The sequence below is a fragment of the Rossellomorea aquimaris genome, from assembly GCF_020171925.1.
GTDB classification, from domain to species: Bacteria; Bacillota; Bacilli; order Bacillales; family Bacillaceae_B; genus Rossellomorea; species Rossellomorea aquimaris_F.
The window spans coordinates 47,700-64,442 of sequence record NZ_JAIVAR010000011.1 but is presented as its reverse complement, the minus strand read 5'-3'; the positions used below and the strand labels follow the sequence as shown (position 1 = coordinate 64,442).

General features: G+C 45.7%; 18 protein-coding genes. 13 read left to right on the top strand and 5 right to left on the bottom strand.

The annotated features are described in order from the left end of the window. Positions 1 to 164 precede the first annotated feature (164 nt). A complete protein-coding gene (locus tag LCM10_RS20015) occupies positions 165 to 572 on the bottom strand; it encodes a kinase-associated lipoprotein B (protein ID WP_224878266.1) in 408 nt (135 codons plus the stop codon). Between the two features lie 238 nt (positions 573 to 810). On the opposite strand from LCM10_RS20015, the gene LCM10_RS20010 reads away from it, so the two are divergent. From LCM10_RS20010 to LCM10_RS20000, 3 genes are all read left to right on the top strand, one after another. Further along, the gene (locus LCM10_RS20010) at positions 811 to 1,401 is read left to right on the top strand and encodes a peptidylprolyl isomerase (protein WP_224878264.1); all 591 of its coding nucleotides are present in this window, start codon (positions 811 to 813) and stop codon (positions 1,399 to 1,401) included. 216 nt (positions 1,402 to 1,617) lie between these two features. Continuing rightward, positions 1,618 to 1,821 carry a hypothetical protein gene (locus LCM10_RS20005; protein WP_224878256.1) on the top strand — a complete coding sequence of 68 codons (204 nt, stop codon included), beginning with the start codon at positions 1,618 to 1,620 and terminating at the stop codon, positions 1,819 to 1,821. 184 nt (positions 1,822 to 2,005) lie between these two features. Further along, on the top strand, positions 2,006 to 2,539 hold the full coding sequence (locus tag LCM10_RS20000) for a superoxide dismutase family protein (RefSeq protein ID WP_224878254.1): 534 nt from the start codon (positions 2,006 to 2,008) through the stop codon (positions 2,537 to 2,539). Positions 2,540 to 2,634: 95 nt separating this feature from the next. Here LCM10_RS20000 and LCM10_RS19995 read toward each other — a convergent pair whose 3' ends face one another. Then, positions 2,635 to 3,801, bottom strand: coding sequence for a MalY/PatB family protein (locus LCM10_RS19995; protein ID WP_224878252.1), 1,167 nt, complete (start codon positions 3,799 to 3,801; stop codon positions 2,635 to 2,637). Between the two features lie 220 nt (positions 3,802 to 4,021). After that, complete coding sequence (locus LCM10_RS19990; RefSeq protein ID WP_224878250.1) at positions 4,022 to 4,924, bottom strand: alpha/beta fold hydrolase; 903 nt, start codon at positions 4,922 to 4,924, stop codon at positions 4,022 to 4,024. 193 nt (positions 4,925 to 5,117) lie between these two features. Here LCM10_RS19990 and LCM10_RS19985 point away from each other — a divergent pair, with 193 nt between their 5' ends. Continuing rightward, positions 5,118 to 5,618 carry an Lrp/AsnC family transcriptional regulator gene (locus LCM10_RS19985; protein ID WP_224878249.1) on the top strand — a complete coding sequence of 167 codons (501 nt, stop codon included), beginning with the start codon at positions 5,118 to 5,120 and terminating at the stop codon, positions 5,616 to 5,618. Beyond that, a complete protein-coding gene (locus tag LCM10_RS19980; RefSeq protein WP_224878247.1) occupies positions 5,615 to 6,787 on the top strand; it encodes an aminotransferase in 1,173 nt (390 codons plus the stop codon). Before LCM10_RS19985 ends, LCM10_RS19980 begins: the two co-directional genes overlap by 4 nt. A gap of 351 nt (positions 6,788 to 7,138) precedes the next feature. On the opposite strand, the gene LCM10_RS19975 is transcribed toward LCM10_RS19980, so the two are convergent. Beyond that, positions 7,139 to 7,501, bottom strand: a complete 363-nt coding sequence (locus LCM10_RS19975) for a helix-turn-helix domain-containing protein (protein ID WP_224878245.1) — start codon at positions 7,499 to 7,501, stop codon at positions 7,139 to 7,141. A 144-nt stretch (positions 7,502 to 7,645) separates the two neighbouring features. Next, positions 7,646 to 8,977 (bottom strand): sodium-dependent transporter, encoded by a 1,332-nt coding sequence (locus LCM10_RS19970; RefSeq protein ID WP_224878244.1) that lies wholly within the window; start codon positions 8,975 to 8,977, stop codon positions 7,646 to 7,648. Positions 8,978 to 9,301: 324 nt separating this feature from the next. On the opposite strand from LCM10_RS19970, the gene LCM10_RS19965 reads away from it, so the two are divergent. The 8 genes from LCM10_RS19965 (at position 9,302) to LCM10_RS19930 (ending at position 16,612) form a co-directional block, all read left to right on the top strand. Further along, positions 9,302 to 9,598, top strand: coding sequence for a spore morphogenesis/germination protein YwcE (locus tag LCM10_RS19965; RefSeq protein ID WP_224878242.1), 297 nt, complete (start codon positions 9,302 to 9,304; stop codon positions 9,596 to 9,598). A gap of 108 nt (positions 9,599 to 9,706) precedes the next feature. Next, positions 9,707 to 10,264 (top strand): RNA polymerase sigma factor, encoded by a 558-nt coding sequence (locus tag LCM10_RS19960; RefSeq protein WP_224878240.1) that lies wholly within the window; start codon positions 9,707 to 9,709, stop codon positions 10,262 to 10,264. After that, entirely contained in the window at positions 10,257 to 11,519 is a 1,263-nt protein-coding gene (locus tag LCM10_RS19955; protein WP_224878238.1) for a hypothetical protein, read from the top strand. Before LCM10_RS19960 ends, LCM10_RS19955 begins: the two co-directional genes overlap by 8 nt. A gap of 151 nt (positions 11,520 to 11,670) precedes the next feature. Next, positions 11,671 to 12,075: a S1 domain-containing post-transcriptional regulator GSP13 gene (yugI, locus tag LCM10_RS19950; protein ID WP_224878236.1), complete on the top strand. Its 405-nt coding sequence runs from the start codon at positions 11,671 to 11,673 to the stop codon at positions 12,073 to 12,075. A 111-nt stretch (positions 12,076 to 12,186) separates the two neighbouring features. Next, positions 12,187 to 12,750 carry an MEDS domain-containing protein gene (locus tag LCM10_RS19945; protein WP_224878234.1) on the top strand — a complete coding sequence of 188 codons (564 nt, stop codon included), beginning with the start codon at positions 12,187 to 12,189 and terminating at the stop codon, positions 12,748 to 12,750. A 369-nt stretch (positions 12,751 to 13,119) separates the two neighbouring features. Continuing rightward, complete coding sequence (gene adh, locus LCM10_RS19940) at positions 13,120 to 14,640, top strand: aldehyde dehydrogenase (RefSeq protein ID WP_224878232.1); 1,521 nt, start codon at positions 13,120 to 13,122, stop codon at positions 14,638 to 14,640. 1 nt (position 14,641) lies between these two features. Continuing rightward, positions 14,642 to 14,974 carry a DUF779 domain-containing protein gene (locus LCM10_RS19935; protein WP_224878231.1) on the top strand — a complete coding sequence of 111 codons (333 nt, stop codon included), beginning with the start codon at positions 14,642 to 14,644 and terminating at the stop codon, positions 14,972 to 14,974. Positions 14,975 to 15,151: 177 nt separating this feature from the next. Continuing rightward, positions 15,152 to 16,612 carry a catalase gene (locus LCM10_RS19930; protein ID WP_224878229.1) on the top strand — a complete coding sequence of 487 codons (1,461 nt, stop codon included), beginning with the start codon at positions 15,152 to 15,154 and terminating at the stop codon, positions 16,610 to 16,612. Positions 16,613 to 16,743: the final 131 nt, after the last annotated feature.

The window sequence follows — 16,743 nt, the reverse complement described above, 5'->3', positions numbered from 1 at the left end:
TCCTAGATTTCCAGATAAATACTCGATGACAAGTTTCATTTTAAATTCATCACTATATTTAGCCAAAAAAACACCCCCGAAAGTTAGTTTTTTCACTCTAACTTTCGGGGGTCGGTACCTCCTAGTAGGCACGTTTTTTCATTTTCATTTTTACAGCAATTCGTTCAATCCTTAAACGTCAATCCATACATCAGCTCATACTCACGCTGAACTCCTCGAAGGGCCTCCATGCTCTTTACCGCATGCGGTGATCCGTCTGCTTCCAGCTGCTTTTTCAGATCATCGAATGCTGTCAGGAGAGTTTCGTTGTATGCCGGGATGTCTCCATCGTAAGGCTTCACCATCTTTTCTGGCATGTTTGATTGTTCACGGAAAGCGAGAGCCTTGCGTTCGTGGAATAGCGGGACATCGACTTCGGCAGGATTATGTAAGTCCCCTTGTCGAGGATGCTTGAGTACGGCAAGGACCTTTACAACATATGCCCCTGGTCGTTCACCAGTGATTTCCCCGATATATTTTCCCGTTTTATAAAAGGCTGTGACTTTATCCCCTATTTGAAAATTTTGCAAAATACCCCTCCTATTCATCGTACAAGTCTATTATAATGGAACTCAAAGTGGTTTGATCTACCTTACTATAAAAGTAACATGCGGAGGTACATAAATGAAGAGGCTGGTACTAATATCCATGTGTCTGATAGGTTTAATCCTTGCCGGATGTGGACAAACAGAGAAGGGTGACGGCAGTGAAGGAAAACCTGCTGAAACAGAAAAGAAAACAAGTGATGAAGGATCAGGAGGAGATGGAGACATGACATATCCGCAGCTGACAACGGAAGTCGCAGATAACGAGAAATTGGTCGAAATGAAGACGTCGATGGGTACCATTAAAATCAAGTTATTCCCTGAACAGGCACCCAAGACGGTCGAAAACTTTGTCACGCACAGCGAAAACGGTTACTATGATGGTTTGAAATTTCACCGGGTGATCAAGGATTTCATGATTCAGGGCGGTGATCCGAGCGGTAACGGAACCGGCGGAGAAAGCATCTGGGGAGAATCGTTCGAAGATGAATTCTCCAAGCAGCTTTTCAACATCCGTGGAGCGCTTTCCATGGCGAATGCAGGACCTGATACAAATGGAAGTCAATTCTTCATCGTTCAGAACAGTGAGTTGAACCCTGCGTTTGAAGATAAGATGAAGGAAGCCGGCTTCCCGCAGGAAATCATCGAAGCATATATGGAACGAGGCGGAACCCCTCATCTTGATTTCAAACATACGGTATTCGGTCAAGTGATCGAAGGAATGGACATCGTCGATAAAATCGCCAATGTGGAAACAGGACCGAATGATGCGCCGAAAGAAGATGTCATCATTGAAAAAATGACAGTCGTCAAATAATGCACCTTGTGACCCCTTATCCGGCTTTAGGATAAGGGGTTTTGTTACGCTTATTTCCTCGGAAATTGTCGGAGCATGAAGGAACGTCCCTCACTGCTTTAAAGCGGTGAGGGACGTTCCTTCAAAAGGGGAAATAATTGTCGGAGAAAATGGTTTCTTGGGGGGTATCTTGGTATAATGGATTAAGAGTCAATGGTGTAGGGAAAGGAGCCACATATGCTTTCATCATTTGTATTGAATTTATTCCTATACTTTCCGGAAGATAAGACAGAGTACATCCCTGCCGCAATATGGATGCTCATCTTCTTTATCCTGACGATCCTGACGTTTCGCTTGATCAAGAAAGCTTCGAAGAAGGAAGAACTTAAGACAAAAGCGATCGAGGATGAAATAAGGGAACGTAACCGGGAAACAAAATAATGGATCTTTAAGCGCGCCTCAAGAATAAGAGGCGCGCTTTTTCTTAACTGTCGGGGAGGTGGTGGATCCCCTTAGCACGCAACCAATTGGATCCACCAGGGACCATATTTTTCTCTTCAAAGGGAATACTTTCGCCCCATCTCGTCAAAAATGGAAGGAGAGTATGCACATTTGGAGGAATCATATGCAGAAGAATCTATTACTTTACATAGTGCTGCCTGCCTTCCTGCTTGGGGCATGTGCCATTGAAAACCCAAAGAAGATAGAAATAAACATGAAGAATGAGACGGGGGACTCATTGGGCATGGTCATCCTTCAGGAGAGGGCGGACGGTGTGGAAGTGGACCTTGATCTTGAAGGTCTCCCACCGGGGGAGCACGGCATCCATTTTCATGAGAAAGGGTCCTGTAAACGCCCCGACTTCGTATCCGCCGGCAATCATTTTAATCCAGAAGACAAAATGCATGGCCTGTTGCATCCGGAAGGGGCACATGCCGGGGACCTGCCTAATCTGATCGTAGAAGATGACGGGACGTTCAAGGCGAAGCTGATGGCACCGCTTGTCACCATGACAAAAGGAAAGGCGTCCTTATTCACGAAGGACGGGACCTCGCTCATCATCACTGAAAATAAAGATGACGGAATGACGCAGCCGGCCGGTGATTCGGGTTTGAGGATTGCATGCGCTGAAATCGCAAAAGAAAAACAAAAGAAATAACATCGCGCAAGCCGTGGACAGAAAGAGGTCACGGTGCGCCGTGATAACCAAAAAAGGCAGGATTCCCATGCGGGTCTCCTGCCTTTTTTTCCTTCTTATTCTCCCAGTGCCTTATAAAGCCTGCTCAATCCATCTTCCAGGATTTCACGGGGACAGGCGATATTCATCCGCACAAATCCTTCTCCGCCTTTTCCGTATTTCGGACCAGGCTCTAAGCCGAGCTTCCCTTTTTCAAGCAAGCGTTCCTTTAGCTCATCATCGGAAAGGCCAAGCTTCCTGCAATCGATCCAAAGCAGGTAGGTGCCTTCCGGGTCGACCAGGTGAAGATCTGGTAATCGCTCCTCAAGGAATGATTTCGTGCGATTCACATTTTCCTTTAAATAATCCAGGATGTCTTCCAGCCATTTCTCACCATGACGATAGGCAGCTTCCATCCCGGTGATCCCGAACGTATTCAACGTGAAGAAGCCCTGTCGTTTATGGACCTCTGCAATGCTGTCGCGGAAATGTTTGTTCGGCGTAATCATTGCAGACGCTTGGAGGCCGGCAAGATTGAAGGTCTTGCTTGGTGCAATGCACGTGATGACCGAGTCCAGATAGCTTTCGTCGATGGAGGCTATCGGGGTATGGGCGTGCTCCTCATACACTAGGTCTGAGTGGATTTCATCCGAGACGATGATGACGCTATATTTTTTACAGAGCTCTGCCATTTTCGTCAGCTCCTCGCGTGTCCACACCCGTCCACTTGGATTGTGGGGGTTGCAAAGGAGGAATAGCTTAACCCCTTTCTTCAATGACTCTTCGAAGTCTTCGAATGAAATGCGGTATGTCCCGTCAATATAGTCCAATGGGGCATTTTCGACAACGCGCCCGTTCTCTTCGGTCATGTTAAAGAACGGTGTGTAAACAGGTGACTGAACCAATACCTTATCACCAGGCTCCGTCAGTGCCTGGATGATGGTCCCGATCGCAGGGACGACGCCCGGACTGTATTGCAGCCAGTCTTTATGTATGCTCCATCCGTGTCGTTTCTGGATCCATTCGACAATCGCCTCACGAGGACCGTCCCCGACAAAGGTATAGCCGAATATGCCATGCTCCAATCTATTTTTGAGTGCTTCAGTCACCTCAGCCGGAGGGAGGAAATCCATGTCCGCGACCCACATCGGCAGTACATCATCTTTCCCGAATACCGTTTTGGTCATATCCCATTTGACGGATGAAGTCCCCGTACGATCGATCACCTTTTCGAAATCATTCATTGTCCATTACTCCTTTCCTATTTTCCTACTGCATTCTTTATGTCTATAAAATGTATGCCTTGAAAACGGGCTCAACCGTTTAGCGTGAGACCCGGATTTCAGGCGAACCTATGCTGATACTATCTTATTATGTAATTCAAAAAGATGATAATCATCTGTTTGAAGCCATCCAAACGATTGGATGAATTTCAGCTGTAGATAAAACGCAAGGGACCTTCCCCTACGATTCAGTCAGAAGCGATGGGGAAAGTCCGTCTTGATAATGAGGGTGATTGTTTCTTGCAAGTTCATTCGAGTCAGCGTATACGAACTGCCGGATGTGGTGCAGGACCTCCTCGGGCCTTTCCTCAGGAACAAGATGACCGGTTTCCTCCAACACAACGAGGGAAGACTTTGGAAGATCCTTGGCAAGCCTCTGTCCCGTCGCGAGGGGGACGACCCGGTCATGCTCCCCCCATACAAGGAGGCAGGGTGTTTCGATCTTCTTGATTTCCCCGATGGATAGATCTCCTTCACGATCCCGTATCATCCGGGTAAGGGCTTTGAAGATATCATCTTCGAGGAAGGGCTTCATGTACCCGAACATCATTTCGTCATCGATCAATGATGTATTATGGACAACGTTCTCAAGATTGCTCCGGACGCCGGACCGCATAAGCCACAGCTTCACATACAAGTGGAAGAAGGGCATCCTGCTTGCCATCATCACCGGCCATTTTATTCTCTTCAAGTACCCTGAGCTACACAGAAGGACCCCTTTATCGACAAGGGAAGGCTCCTTTTTCATGACGTAAAGGGCAATTTGTCCTCCCATCGAGTGCCCTGTCAGGTGGATATTCCTTACGTTCAGCGAGTCGAGCAGTGAGATGACGGTACTTGCAAGATTATCATAGGAATACACAAACCGGTTCGATTTGCCGCTGCTTCCGAAAGGCGGCAGGTCGATGGAGATGACATTATAATTTTCTTTGAGTAGAGGTGTCAGCCGTCTGAAGCTGAAGGACGAGGACAGGAAGCCATGAAGAAGTACGAACGTTTCGGATGCTGATGGATGCTGGTGATACTCGTAATAGATATCTGCGCCATTTATGTTAGCGGTTCTTGCAAAATCGGTTGCCTGCATGATTCGTCACTCCTCACACGATTTCGTTTATCGTATTTTACCCTCTTTCCGACATTTAACACCTTTAAATCTGTATCGGGATGAGTTGGGGAAAGTTTTAGGCACATCGGAGGAAAACGGATGAAAAACGGCTTTCCATTTTTACCGCTTCTGCTATAATGAAACCATTTAAGTGGTTTGGAGGAGGAAGAACATGCAGCTTAGTGAACTCGAAATTGATCTACTCAGGATTTTACAAAAGGATGCCAGGATTTCGTCAGAGAATTTAGGGAAGATGCTTCAGGTATCATCGGAGGAAGTGGAGAAGGCGCTGTCCAAGCTTGAACACGAGAATATCCTTGTGCGATACAGCTCGATTGTCGACTGGTCGAAGGTGGAGGGGCATGAAGGTGTCACGGCCATGATCGATGTGAAAGTCGCCCCGAAACGGGGAGTCGGTTTCGATGAGGTCGCACAGCGGATCTATCGATATAAAGAAGTGAAGAGTGTATACCTTATGTCGGGTGCATATGATTTATCGGTGACAGTGGACGGGCGGTCCATGCATGAAGTGGCAACATTCGTGTCGGAGAAATTGTCCACACTGGATTCAGTGCTGTCCACGACGACACACTTCCAGCTGAAAAAATATAAACACGATGGGACGATCTTTGGGGATTCCCATGAAGATAAACGAATTGTGGTGTCACCATGACGACAAAAACATCTTATATCGCAAAATCGGTTGAAAATCTGAAGCCTTCGGGAATTCGTAAATTCTTTGATCTGGCTGCGAATATGGAAGGGGTCATCTCCCTTGGTGTGGGGGAACCCGATTTCATCACATCATGGACGGTGAGGGAAGCGGCGATTTTATCACTCGAGCAAGGCTTCACGTCCTATACCGCCAATGCGGGTTTATTGGAACTGCGTGAGAAAATCAGCACATACATGAAGGACGGTTATGGCATTGAATATGATGCGAAAAGTGAAATCATTGTAACCGTGGGAGCGAGCCAGGCACTTGATATCAGCATGCGGGCCATCATCGATCCAGGGGATGAAGTTGTGGTCGTGGAGCCGGGGTTCGTCTCGTATGTCCCACTTGTCCAGCTTGCAGGAGGTGTCCCGGTAACGGTCGAAACGAAGCCAGAGAATGGTTTTAAACTGACTCCGGAGGAACTGGAAGAAGTGATCACAAGCCGTACGAAAGCAGTCCTGCTTTGCTCGCCGAATAACCCGACAGGAACAGTGCTTGAAAAAGAAAACCTTGAAAAGCTCGCAGAAGTCATCGAACAGCATGATCTGGTCGTATTGTCAGATGAGATCTATTCAGAGCTTGCCTATGACAGCGGCCACGTTTCGATTGCTTCCCTCGAGGGCATGAGATCACGTACGATCGTCATCAACGGGTTCTCAAAAGGATTTGCCATGACGGGCTGGAGGCTTGGATTCATTTGTGCACCGGCTGACATCGCCGTGCCGCTATTGAAAATCCACCAGTACGCCATGATGTGTGCCTCGACCCCTGCCCAGTTCGCGGCGGTCGAAGCCTTGGATAAAGGGATGGATGATGTACTTGAAATGAAGCGGAGTTATCGCCATCGACGCCATTATTTTGTCGATTCACTAAATGAGATGGGGCTTTCATGCCATTTGCCTGGCGGGGCATTCTATGCCTTCCCGTCCATTAGCAAAACGGGACTTTCCTCTGAACAGTTTGCAGAGAAACTATTGATCGAAGAACGAGTGGCTGTCGTACCTGGAAATGTGTTCGGTAGGGGCGGGGAAGGGCATATCCGATGTTCGTATGCGTCTTCCATGGAGCAGCTGCAGGAAGCCGTGAAGAGGATGAAGCGCTTTGTAGATAAGAATGGCGGCTGATTGACACAGTAGACGAGTCTTGGACAAGAGTGTTTCAGACAAAGTAAAACCCGAACCAATTTGGCTGTTGGAAGCCAAATTGGTTCGGGTTTTTAACTGTTTTTATTCTAGCTCCAGTGGTCTGCTCCCGTTTGAAAATCAACCTACGACTTTTGTGGCAATAATGCCTCTAAAGCCGAAGAACATTTTTCAAAGGGAGAAAAACGCCCACTTCCGCTTTTCGAAGACTGAGGGCAAAAAAAAATAGGACGATACAAGATCGTCCAGCAAATGAAAACAAAAGGGGGAATACTTAGAAAGCTTAGTTTCAGTATCGCCCCTGATATGGAAAATTATACATGGTATCAAATTTTATTTTTCATATTTCACTTCATACAGCATTTGCATGACTCTCAGGAAATCTTCTTCTGAGAATTCCTTTGCTTTTCGGAGGATCAGCTTTGTGCGTTTCTGGCCGATTTCATTGATCAGTTGTTCGATTTCCGCATCGATTCCGGATGAGTGGTGGTCGTTCACTTCCCGTTCCAATAATTCTGAAGCAGGGATATCAAGCACGGTTGAGAGTTTTAAAATGGTTTGCGTATCGGGGATTTGTTCATCGTTTTCATACTTTTCAATCGTCCCCAGCCCCAAGCGGGCTTTCAATGCTAATTCACGTTGAGAAATATTTCGATCTTCCCGTACTCTCCTCAAGTTCTCTCCAAAATGTGACATATCAGAACCCCTCCCAAATATTCATCATCTTCTTTCCTTTAGTTTATCACCAAACCAAATAAAGTAGACGGTCTACTCGTGAACAAAATGTTAAAAATAAAGGTACGTCCCGCATCGCTTTAAAGCGATGCGGGACGTACCTTCTTATTTGGATAAGAATACGAGTATGATGGCTATCGGGACGATGTAGCGGAGCAGGTTGATCCACAGGTTGAATATTCCCGGTGAAATGGACGAGCCCTGCTGAAGTTCGTTGCGTACATCCTCGGTCTTTAGCTTGTATGATACGAAGATGCTGATTAATAACGCACCAATCGGTAACCCGAAGCTGCTGGTGAGATAGTCTGCAAAATCAAAGAAGTTGCGGCCCAGGATGGTGAAATCGCTGAATACGCCGAATGAGAGTGCACTTGGAATGCCTGCGATGAATACGAGGATCCCCATCAGCCATGTATAAGGCATTCTCTTTTTCTGATTTCCTTTTGTCAGCGCGGCAACTCCGATTTCAAGGATTGAAAATGCGGATGTCAGCGTCGCAAATAATAAAAGAATCAAGAATACAGTCAGGAAAATACCTCCGAAAGCCATTTCATTGAATACGGCTGGAAGCACGACGAATGCAATCCCCGGACCTTCATCTGGCTTGAACCCGAGTGCGTACACCGAAGGGAAGATCACCAGGCCAGCCAACAAGGAAATGAAGATATTCAGTCCTGAAACCGACATCGCCGAACGTGGCATGCTATCTTCCTTGGAAAGATACGATGCATAAGTGACCATGACGGAAAGACCGACGCTCAGGGAGAAGAAGGCTTGGCCCAATGCAAGTAAGGCCGTCTCGCCAGTCAAGTAACCCCAGTCCGGTACGAGAAGGAAGCTGACCCCTTCCATGGCTCCATCAAGTGTGAGTGAACGTGCCAACAGGATAAGAAATAAAATAAATAAAGACGGCATCATGTAGCGGCTCGCACGCTCAATTCCTTTCTGGATCCCCCCTTGTACGACCATCACAGTCAGGATGATGAACAGGAATTGTGTAACTAGGACTTCCCATGGGCTTGCAATGATGCTTTCAAATAATGCCCCATATTGTTCCTGGGTTTTACCCGATAATGCCCCCGTGAAGCTGCGGGTAAGATAAGATAATATCCAGCCTCCCACTACACTGTAAAAGGACAGAATGATAAACGAAACGATGGTCCCAAGATAGCCGATCAAGTGCCAGGCGGAACCGGGGGCGAGCTTCTTATATGAAGTAATCGCATCAGCACCGGTCCTTCGACCGATGACGAATTCCGCAAGCAGGATGGGCGTACCGATCAGAATCGTAAAAATGATGAAGAGCACGAAGAAAACCCCTCCACCATTCGCTCCTGCCATATAAGGGAATTTCCAAATTGCACCGAGTCCGATGGCAGATCCGGCTGCAGCCAGAATGAAACCGAGTTTTGAAGACCATTGTTGTTTTTTTGCCATGACGATGCTCCTTTCTACAAATAAAAATGATTTTTTCATACTACTATGTTTTTGTAGCTGTGTACACCGGATTTTCAAATTTTCAATCTAGATGAAAAGTTGCTGTAAATCAGTTGAAACGAACAGTATGTGAAGTTTCTTCACTTAGTATGCTTGAAAGCGTTTCAAATCATGAAATTCTTCCTATTTTTCTGAAAAAAAGTAAAACGGGCTGGAAATCTTAGCAAAGTATAGTATACTAATGGTAAGAATCGTTCACAAATTAGACAATTTTTCGTCAATAATTAGTCAAAATTGAAAGCGCTTAACTTGGAGGGATCATGTATGGATATGTTTATGGTGTATTTATTTGTTGCAACGGCTACCCCGTTGTTTTTATGGATCGAACATAGGAAATGGGCCTTGGTCCATATTCCATTCCTGTTAGCTTTATGGGCAATCTTCATCTACTATGTGGCCGTTCCTGAGATGGGTGGATGGGGACACGTGACATTCTGGAGCTTGTTTGTCTTCAACTTCGCATTTGCTCATTTTGCAGCGTTCTGGCTTTATGCCGCACCTTATATCCGGAAGCAAAGGAAGAAAATGATGGAAGCGCGAAAAGTCCACACAGAAAAATAAATCCCTCAAATCGGGGGATTTATTTTTTTTTGCCCATTTATTGAAACAAAATGAGATCAGACTGCGTTACATTAATAGGAGAAGGTACGAAAGGAGGAGTCATGAGCATTGGACGAATCTCAACTGATTGAAAAGGCGAAGCACGGGGACTTGACGGCTTACAGTCAACTCATCCGGGATTATTCCCCCATTGTGGAACGCTTCGCCTATCAAATGGGGAATAACATAGATGACATTCAGGACATCAGTCAAGAGGTGTTCATCAGGGTGTACAGATTCCTGGATGGTTTCACCCATGCGAAGTTTTCGACATGGTTATATAAGATTACATTGAATGTTTCGAAGGACTTCAAGAGGAAGGATCGTCAATATACGAAACGCATTCAGAAAGTTATGAATGAACCAAGGGAAGAACCCTCCCATGACCATAAACACTTCATTAGAGAGGAAGAGGACCGTGTCCTTCACGAGTGCATTCAGATGCTGGATGAAAAATATCGGGTCCCGATCATCTTGTACTACTTTCACGAGAAAAAATATGAGGAGATGGCCGCGATCCTTGCAATCAATCTTTCTACCCTTAAGACAAGGCTATTAAGAGGGAAAAGCTTATTGAAAAAAATGCTTGAGGAAGCGGAACGAGGGGAGGGTAAGGAAAATGGATGATAAAATGCTTGAAAAAAGGCTTGAATTCTTGGACCGTTCCTATAAAAAGCTGCCTCTCCAGACGAATGCTGACCAGATCATCAAAGAGATAAAGGCGGAGGAATCGGAAGTGAAAAAGCGCTCAAGGCCGCGGATCCATTGGCCTTACGCCGCCAGTTTCATAGGTGTGTTCCTAATAGGGACGGTACTTGCACTGCAGTTGATCATCGGCAACGGGGGGATGAGTGAACCCCAACAAACGGACCGAACTGGATCTCATGACTCCTATACAGGCGCCACAAGTGAAGAATTGAATGCGAGGATCGAAAGTGCCCATCAGCTTTACGAGCTCCGCAAAACCCAGGCAATGGCCCGCCTTGGACTTTCTGAGTCCGCGTTCAGTGGCACCCTGATGGATCAGGATGCACAGAAACATTTACTGTTCGTTGAATCAATCCCTAAAAGGGATTACCCGGTGGAACAAAAGCTTGAATGGGTGGAAAAAGGGGAAAGTTGGATAGAAGATTCATTAAGGACCCCTGATATGATGATCGGAAGTTTGAAGCGGGGCATGACGATCATGGAATCGGAAGCATGGACAGGACAGTTTCTCGAGGATCAACGGGACCTCCTCCCGATTTATCAAGAAAAGCTCCGGCAATATAAGGAGTGGTGGAAGCCCCATATCGAGGATGGTAAGTTGAATGTGAAAAGCCTGAATGGCATCCAGCACTATCCCAAGGAGTTTCGCGTTCTTCTTGATGGCATCACAAATAATGCCGTCAAACTGAGCTACGACGAAGTGGATGATGAGCTCTATGCCTCGATCGATCAGGAGTATGTAAATATGTTATCAGACCATGCCCTTCCAGAAGTTTATGTCTCTTACTTGGAGATGAAACAATCGCCGATCCTTGAAGCGGGCGAATTCACCGTTGATTGGAATGGTGCGGGGGACCGCCTGATGCTGCTTGAAAAGCTGTTACGGGACCTGCCCGAGAATTCCCGCTTCAGGGATGAGGTGAGGCTTGAGTATGAGACGCTGTATGGTTATTTTGTGACAGGAGGCGTGAATCAGCCGATCTTTACAGCCGAAGGAAAGTTAAAGGAAGAAGTTCGTCATGCTTATGAATATAGTGTAAACCAGTATCCTTCATATAAAACGGCGGAGAGCATAAAAGAGGTATTGAAAGAACTTAAGAAAACGGATTTTATGAGGCCTGAGCGATGGATCCAGCACCCCCCGGTCATTCTTTCATCAGAAGTAAAAGCTTAAGAATGTGAAGAATAGGGAATCATACCTAGTGAGAAACGCCATTTTAGATAAAGAAGAGGAATGATTTCCTTTTGCTGAAAACCATAAACTATGGTATAATCTAAAATTGCGTGTAAAAGAGAAAAATAATATATATACTAGGAGTGTTACCATGACTACAAAATTCGAAACAGGATCTGTCGTAACAGGTAAAGTTACAGGTATCCAACCATACGGTGCATTTGTTGCACTAGATGAAGAAACTCAAGGACTTGTCCATATCTCTGAAATCACACACGGCTTTGTAAAAGACGTAAGTGAGCACCTTTCAGTAGGAGATGAAGTAAAGGTTAAAGTATTATCAGTGGACGAAGCTGCTGGTAAGATCAGCCTTTCAATCCGTGCAACTGAGGAAGCTCCTGCACAACAGGAAAAGCCAGCTGCAAAGAAACCACGCCGTCAAGGCAGTGTGAAGCCTGCTGCTGAAGAAACAACTCCAGCAGGATTCAACACACTTAAAGATAAGCTTGAAGAGTGGATCGAGCAATCAGAACGCGAAGATCTAATCAAGAAGTAATAAACCTAAGACCGCCCCATTTGTGAGGGCGGTCTTTTTATGTAGATAAAGGATTTCAAAGACTTTTCACGAATACATACTATATTGGGGAATAAAGGGAGGTGTAACATTATGGAAGAAGTGAATCGCCTTTTGAAGACCAATCCATGCACACACATCCTATACTGTTACCAAAACAAAGAGCTGTATTTGAAGAATGTCATTGCTTACCTTATCGATGGAATTCAGTCAGGTGAAACCGTCATACTCATTGAAAGTGAGAAAAACCTGAAAATGATACTCGATCGTTTAAAAAAGAATCTGACAGAATCGCAATTAAATCAAGTCCATACAATCAGTAATTTCGAATTCTACCTATCAAGCGGAAGCTACCATCCTCCTGCGATCTACGAACAATTAATGAAAATCTACACACCTTATTTCGAGGGCAGTGCCCCATATCGAACCTGGACAAACGTAGAATGGGGAAGACTGGAAGATCCTACACACATCGTAGATTGGTTCGAACAGGATACGGATAAAATGGTGAACGAACAAAGGCTTAAACTTATATGTGCATATGAATCAGAAAAAATGCCTGCAGACATGCAGTCGATCTTAGAGAGAAGCCACCCCTACATCATGAGTGATGAGAATCTCACTGAATCCAAGCTTTATGCGAAAATCAAACCGTAAACATAAAGGCGATGAATCCAAGACTATGTGATTCATCGCTTTTTCTATAGAGATGTTATCGTTGGGAAACATTGTTGCTTTCAAAGAAGATAATCGTATAGATTTGCGCTCCAGGTGACTGCTTTTCGCGTGGCTTACGGACTACCCGTGGAAAGCGAAATCTTGTGCGGAAATCTAGACCGTAATGAACAGAGCCATGAAAAAACAACAGACTTTACGAAAAGATCTTTTTATAAAATCGGCCTCTCGTAAAAATAGAAAATAAAGAATTTTTAAAAAATATACTTGTCCGTACAACTCTCATCGAATATAATGAAAAATGAAAGCGCTTTACTAGTTAGAAATACATAACAATCGGGAGGGACTGGAATGCTTTATAATAATCCGAATACAAAAGGTTCACTGGTTCAATTCAAAGAGAAATATGATAACTTCATCGGTGGGGAATTCGTTCCGCCAACAAGCGGAGAGTACTTCGAGAATGTGTCGCCTGTGACAGGGAAAATATTTACGAAAATTGCCCGATCAAATGAAGCGGATGTAGAAAAGGCACTTGATGCTGCGCATGCAGCGAAGGACGCATGGGGGAAAACATCCGTTGCAGAGAGAGCTTCTATTTTAAATAAGATTGCCGACCGTATGGAAGAAAACCTGGAAATGCTTGCCGTAGCAGAAACATGGGATAATGGTAAGCCGGTACGTGAAACGCTTGCGGCGGACATGCCGCTTGCCATCGATCATTTCCGTTATTTCGCAGGCTGCATCAGAGGCCAGGAAGGCACGGTAGGCGAGATCGACAATGATACGGTTTCTTATCATTTCCATGAGCCAATCGGGGTTGTCGCCCAGATCATCCCTTGGAACTTCCCTATCTTGATGGCTGTTTGGAAAATCGCTCCGGCTCTCGCTGCAGGGAACTGTGTCGTATTGAAGCCTGCAGAGCAGACCCCGGCTTCCATCATGGTCCTTGTCGAACTGATTCAAGACCTCCTTCCTAAGGGTGTATTGAACGTGGTTCAAGGTTTCGGTGTTGAAGCAGGGAAGCCGCTTGCCCAAAGTAAGCGTGTAGGGAAGGTTGCGTTCACTGGTGAAACGACGACTGGTCGCTTGATCATGCAATACGCTTCACAGAACATCATTCCGGTGACACTTGAGCTTGGCGGTAAGTCACCGAATATCTTCTTTGAAGATGTAATGAATGAAGATGATGATTTCCTTGATAAAGCGGTGGAAGGTTTCGTCATGTTCGCTCTTAATCAAGGAGAAGTATGTACATGTCCTTCAAGGGCGTTGATCCAGGAATCCATCTATGACAAGTTCATGGAAAGAGCGATCGAGCGCGTGAAACAAATCAAGCAGGGCAACCCGTTGGATACAGACACAATGCTTGGGGCTCAGGCTTCCGAAGAACAGCTTGATAAGATTCTTTCTTATATCGAAATCGGTAAACAAGAAGGAGCAGAGTGCCTGATCGGTGGTGAACAGAATAAACTGGAGGGTGACCACGAATCCGGTTACTATGTAAAACCGACTGTCTTCAAAGGCGACAATTCCATGCGTATCTTCCAGGAAGAAATCTTTGGACCGGTTGTTTCCGTTACAACCTTCAAAACAAAGGAAGAAGCACTTGAAATTGCCAATGATACACTTTATGGACTAGGAGCGGGTGTATGGACACGTGATATGAACACGGCTTACCGTTTCGGACGTGAAATCCAGGCTGGACGCGTGTGGACAAACTGCTACCACGCCTATCCTGCACATGCGGCATTCGGAGGATACAAAATGTCTGGTATCGGCCGTGAAACGCACAAGATGATGCTGTCTCACTATCAGCAAACGAAGAACCTTCTTGTAAGCTACAGCCCTAAGAAGTTAGGATTCTTCTAAAATGGAAAACAGACTGGAGGCGACAGAACAGGCCCTTCAATTGATTGAAAAGCTTAAGAGCAAACATGGACCTCTGCTTTTCCATCAATCAGGAGGATGTTGTGATGGAAGTTCCCCGATGTGTTTGAGCCAGGATGATTTGATCATAGGTGATAGCGACGTGTTAGTGGGTACTGCAGCCGATTGTCCTTTCTATATGAATTCACAGCAGTATGAATATTGGAAGCATTTCAAGATCATATTGGACGTAAAACCTGGAAGAGGTGGCGTCTTCTCATTGGAGTCCACTGAAGGAATGAGGTTCATCACGGACTCCGAATTGATGAGGTCTTAGTTTTTAAGAGCGGTTCTATTTTTAAAAAGAGAATAATAATGTTGAAAAGACAACTTATTTGTATAGGTTGTCTTTTTTTAATGGTTATTTATTTTAATTGATTATAATCTTTTTTTCTCAATTAAGCAGAATGAAAATATACTTACTTAATAATTCTAATCTGAAGGGGTGTTCAATATGGATAGAAAGAAATTAACGACAAATCAAGGTGCGCCGATCGGTGATAATCAACATTCGATGACGGCTGGCCGCAGGGGTCCATCACTGCTCGAGGATTATCAACTGATTGAAAAGCTGGCACATTTCGACAGGGAGCGGGTACCAGAACGGGTTGTTCACGCGAGGGGAGCGGGGGCTCATGGAGTATTCATCACAAAAAACAGCATGAAAAAATACACCAAAGCAAAATTCCTCCAAAACCCAGGCACTGAGACACCAGTGTTTGCCCGTTTTTCTACGGTCATTCATGGACAGCATTCACCTGAGACGTTGAGGGATCCACGCGGGTTTGCCGTTAAGTTTTATACGGAAGAAGGAAATTGGGACTTTGTAGGGAATAACCTGCCTGTCTTCTTTATCCGGGATGCCATGAAGTTTCCTGATATGGTCCATTCATTAAAGCCGGATCCACGCACGAATATCCAGGACGGGGAGAGATACTGGGATTTCATGTCGTTGACACCCGAGTCCACCAATATGCTCATCCATCTTTTCACCGATGAAGGAATCCCTGCGAATTACCGCCAGATGAGGGGTTCCAGTGTCCATTCCTTCAAATGGGTGAATGAGGCAGGCAACACTGTCTATGTGAAATTGAAATGGAAATCAAAACAGGGTGTCGTCAATCTTTCCTCTGAGGAAGCTGCGGAAATACAGGCGCAAGACTTCAATCACGCAAGCCGCGATCTATTCGAGGCGATTGAGAAAGGGAATTACCCCGAGTGGGATTTACATGTCCAAGTATTGGATCCCATGGAGATGGACGCATTCGATTTCGATCCGCTGGATGCGACAAAGGACTGGCCGGAAGACGAGATAGCATCTCATTTCGTAGGCACGATGGTCTTGAACAAAAACCCTGAGAATGTGTTTGCAGAAACGGAATCCATCGGCTTCAATCCAGGTGTATTGGTGAACGGCATGCTTCCGTCAGAAGATAAGTTGTTGCAGGGACGACTGTTCTCCTATTCCGATACGCAGCGCTACCGCATCGGGGCGAACTATCAGCAGCTGCCGGTCAACTGTCCGTTTGCAGACGTCCATAACAATCAAAGAGACGGTGCGATGCCGATCAAACAACAAGCGAGCCCGATCAACTACGAACCGAACAGCTACGGCGATGAACCGAAGGAAGTGGAAGGTTACACGGAAGTGAACCAGCCGATGAAAGGTGAACGAGGTCGTCAAAAAATCGAAAAAACGGACGATTTCGGTCAGGCAGGCAGTGTGTATCGGAGCTACTCGCCTGAAGTGAAAGAACAGCTGATCAAGAATTTAACTGCGGAGTTGAGCACTGTCAGCGACCGGATTGCCCTACGCGCGATCTGTAATTTCTACCGTGCGGATGAGGAGCTTGGTAAGAAGGTCGCAGAAGGGGTAGGGGTGGATTTGACTCCTTATTTGCAATACGTAAAATAACATGATCAGAGAGCCAGGCTGTACCCGGCCATTACGGGGCGGCCTGGTTCATACTTTATTTCAATTTCGCTCTAAACAAAAACGGCCACACCCAAATCTGGGCATGGCCGTTTTCTTCGTCATCAAACAAA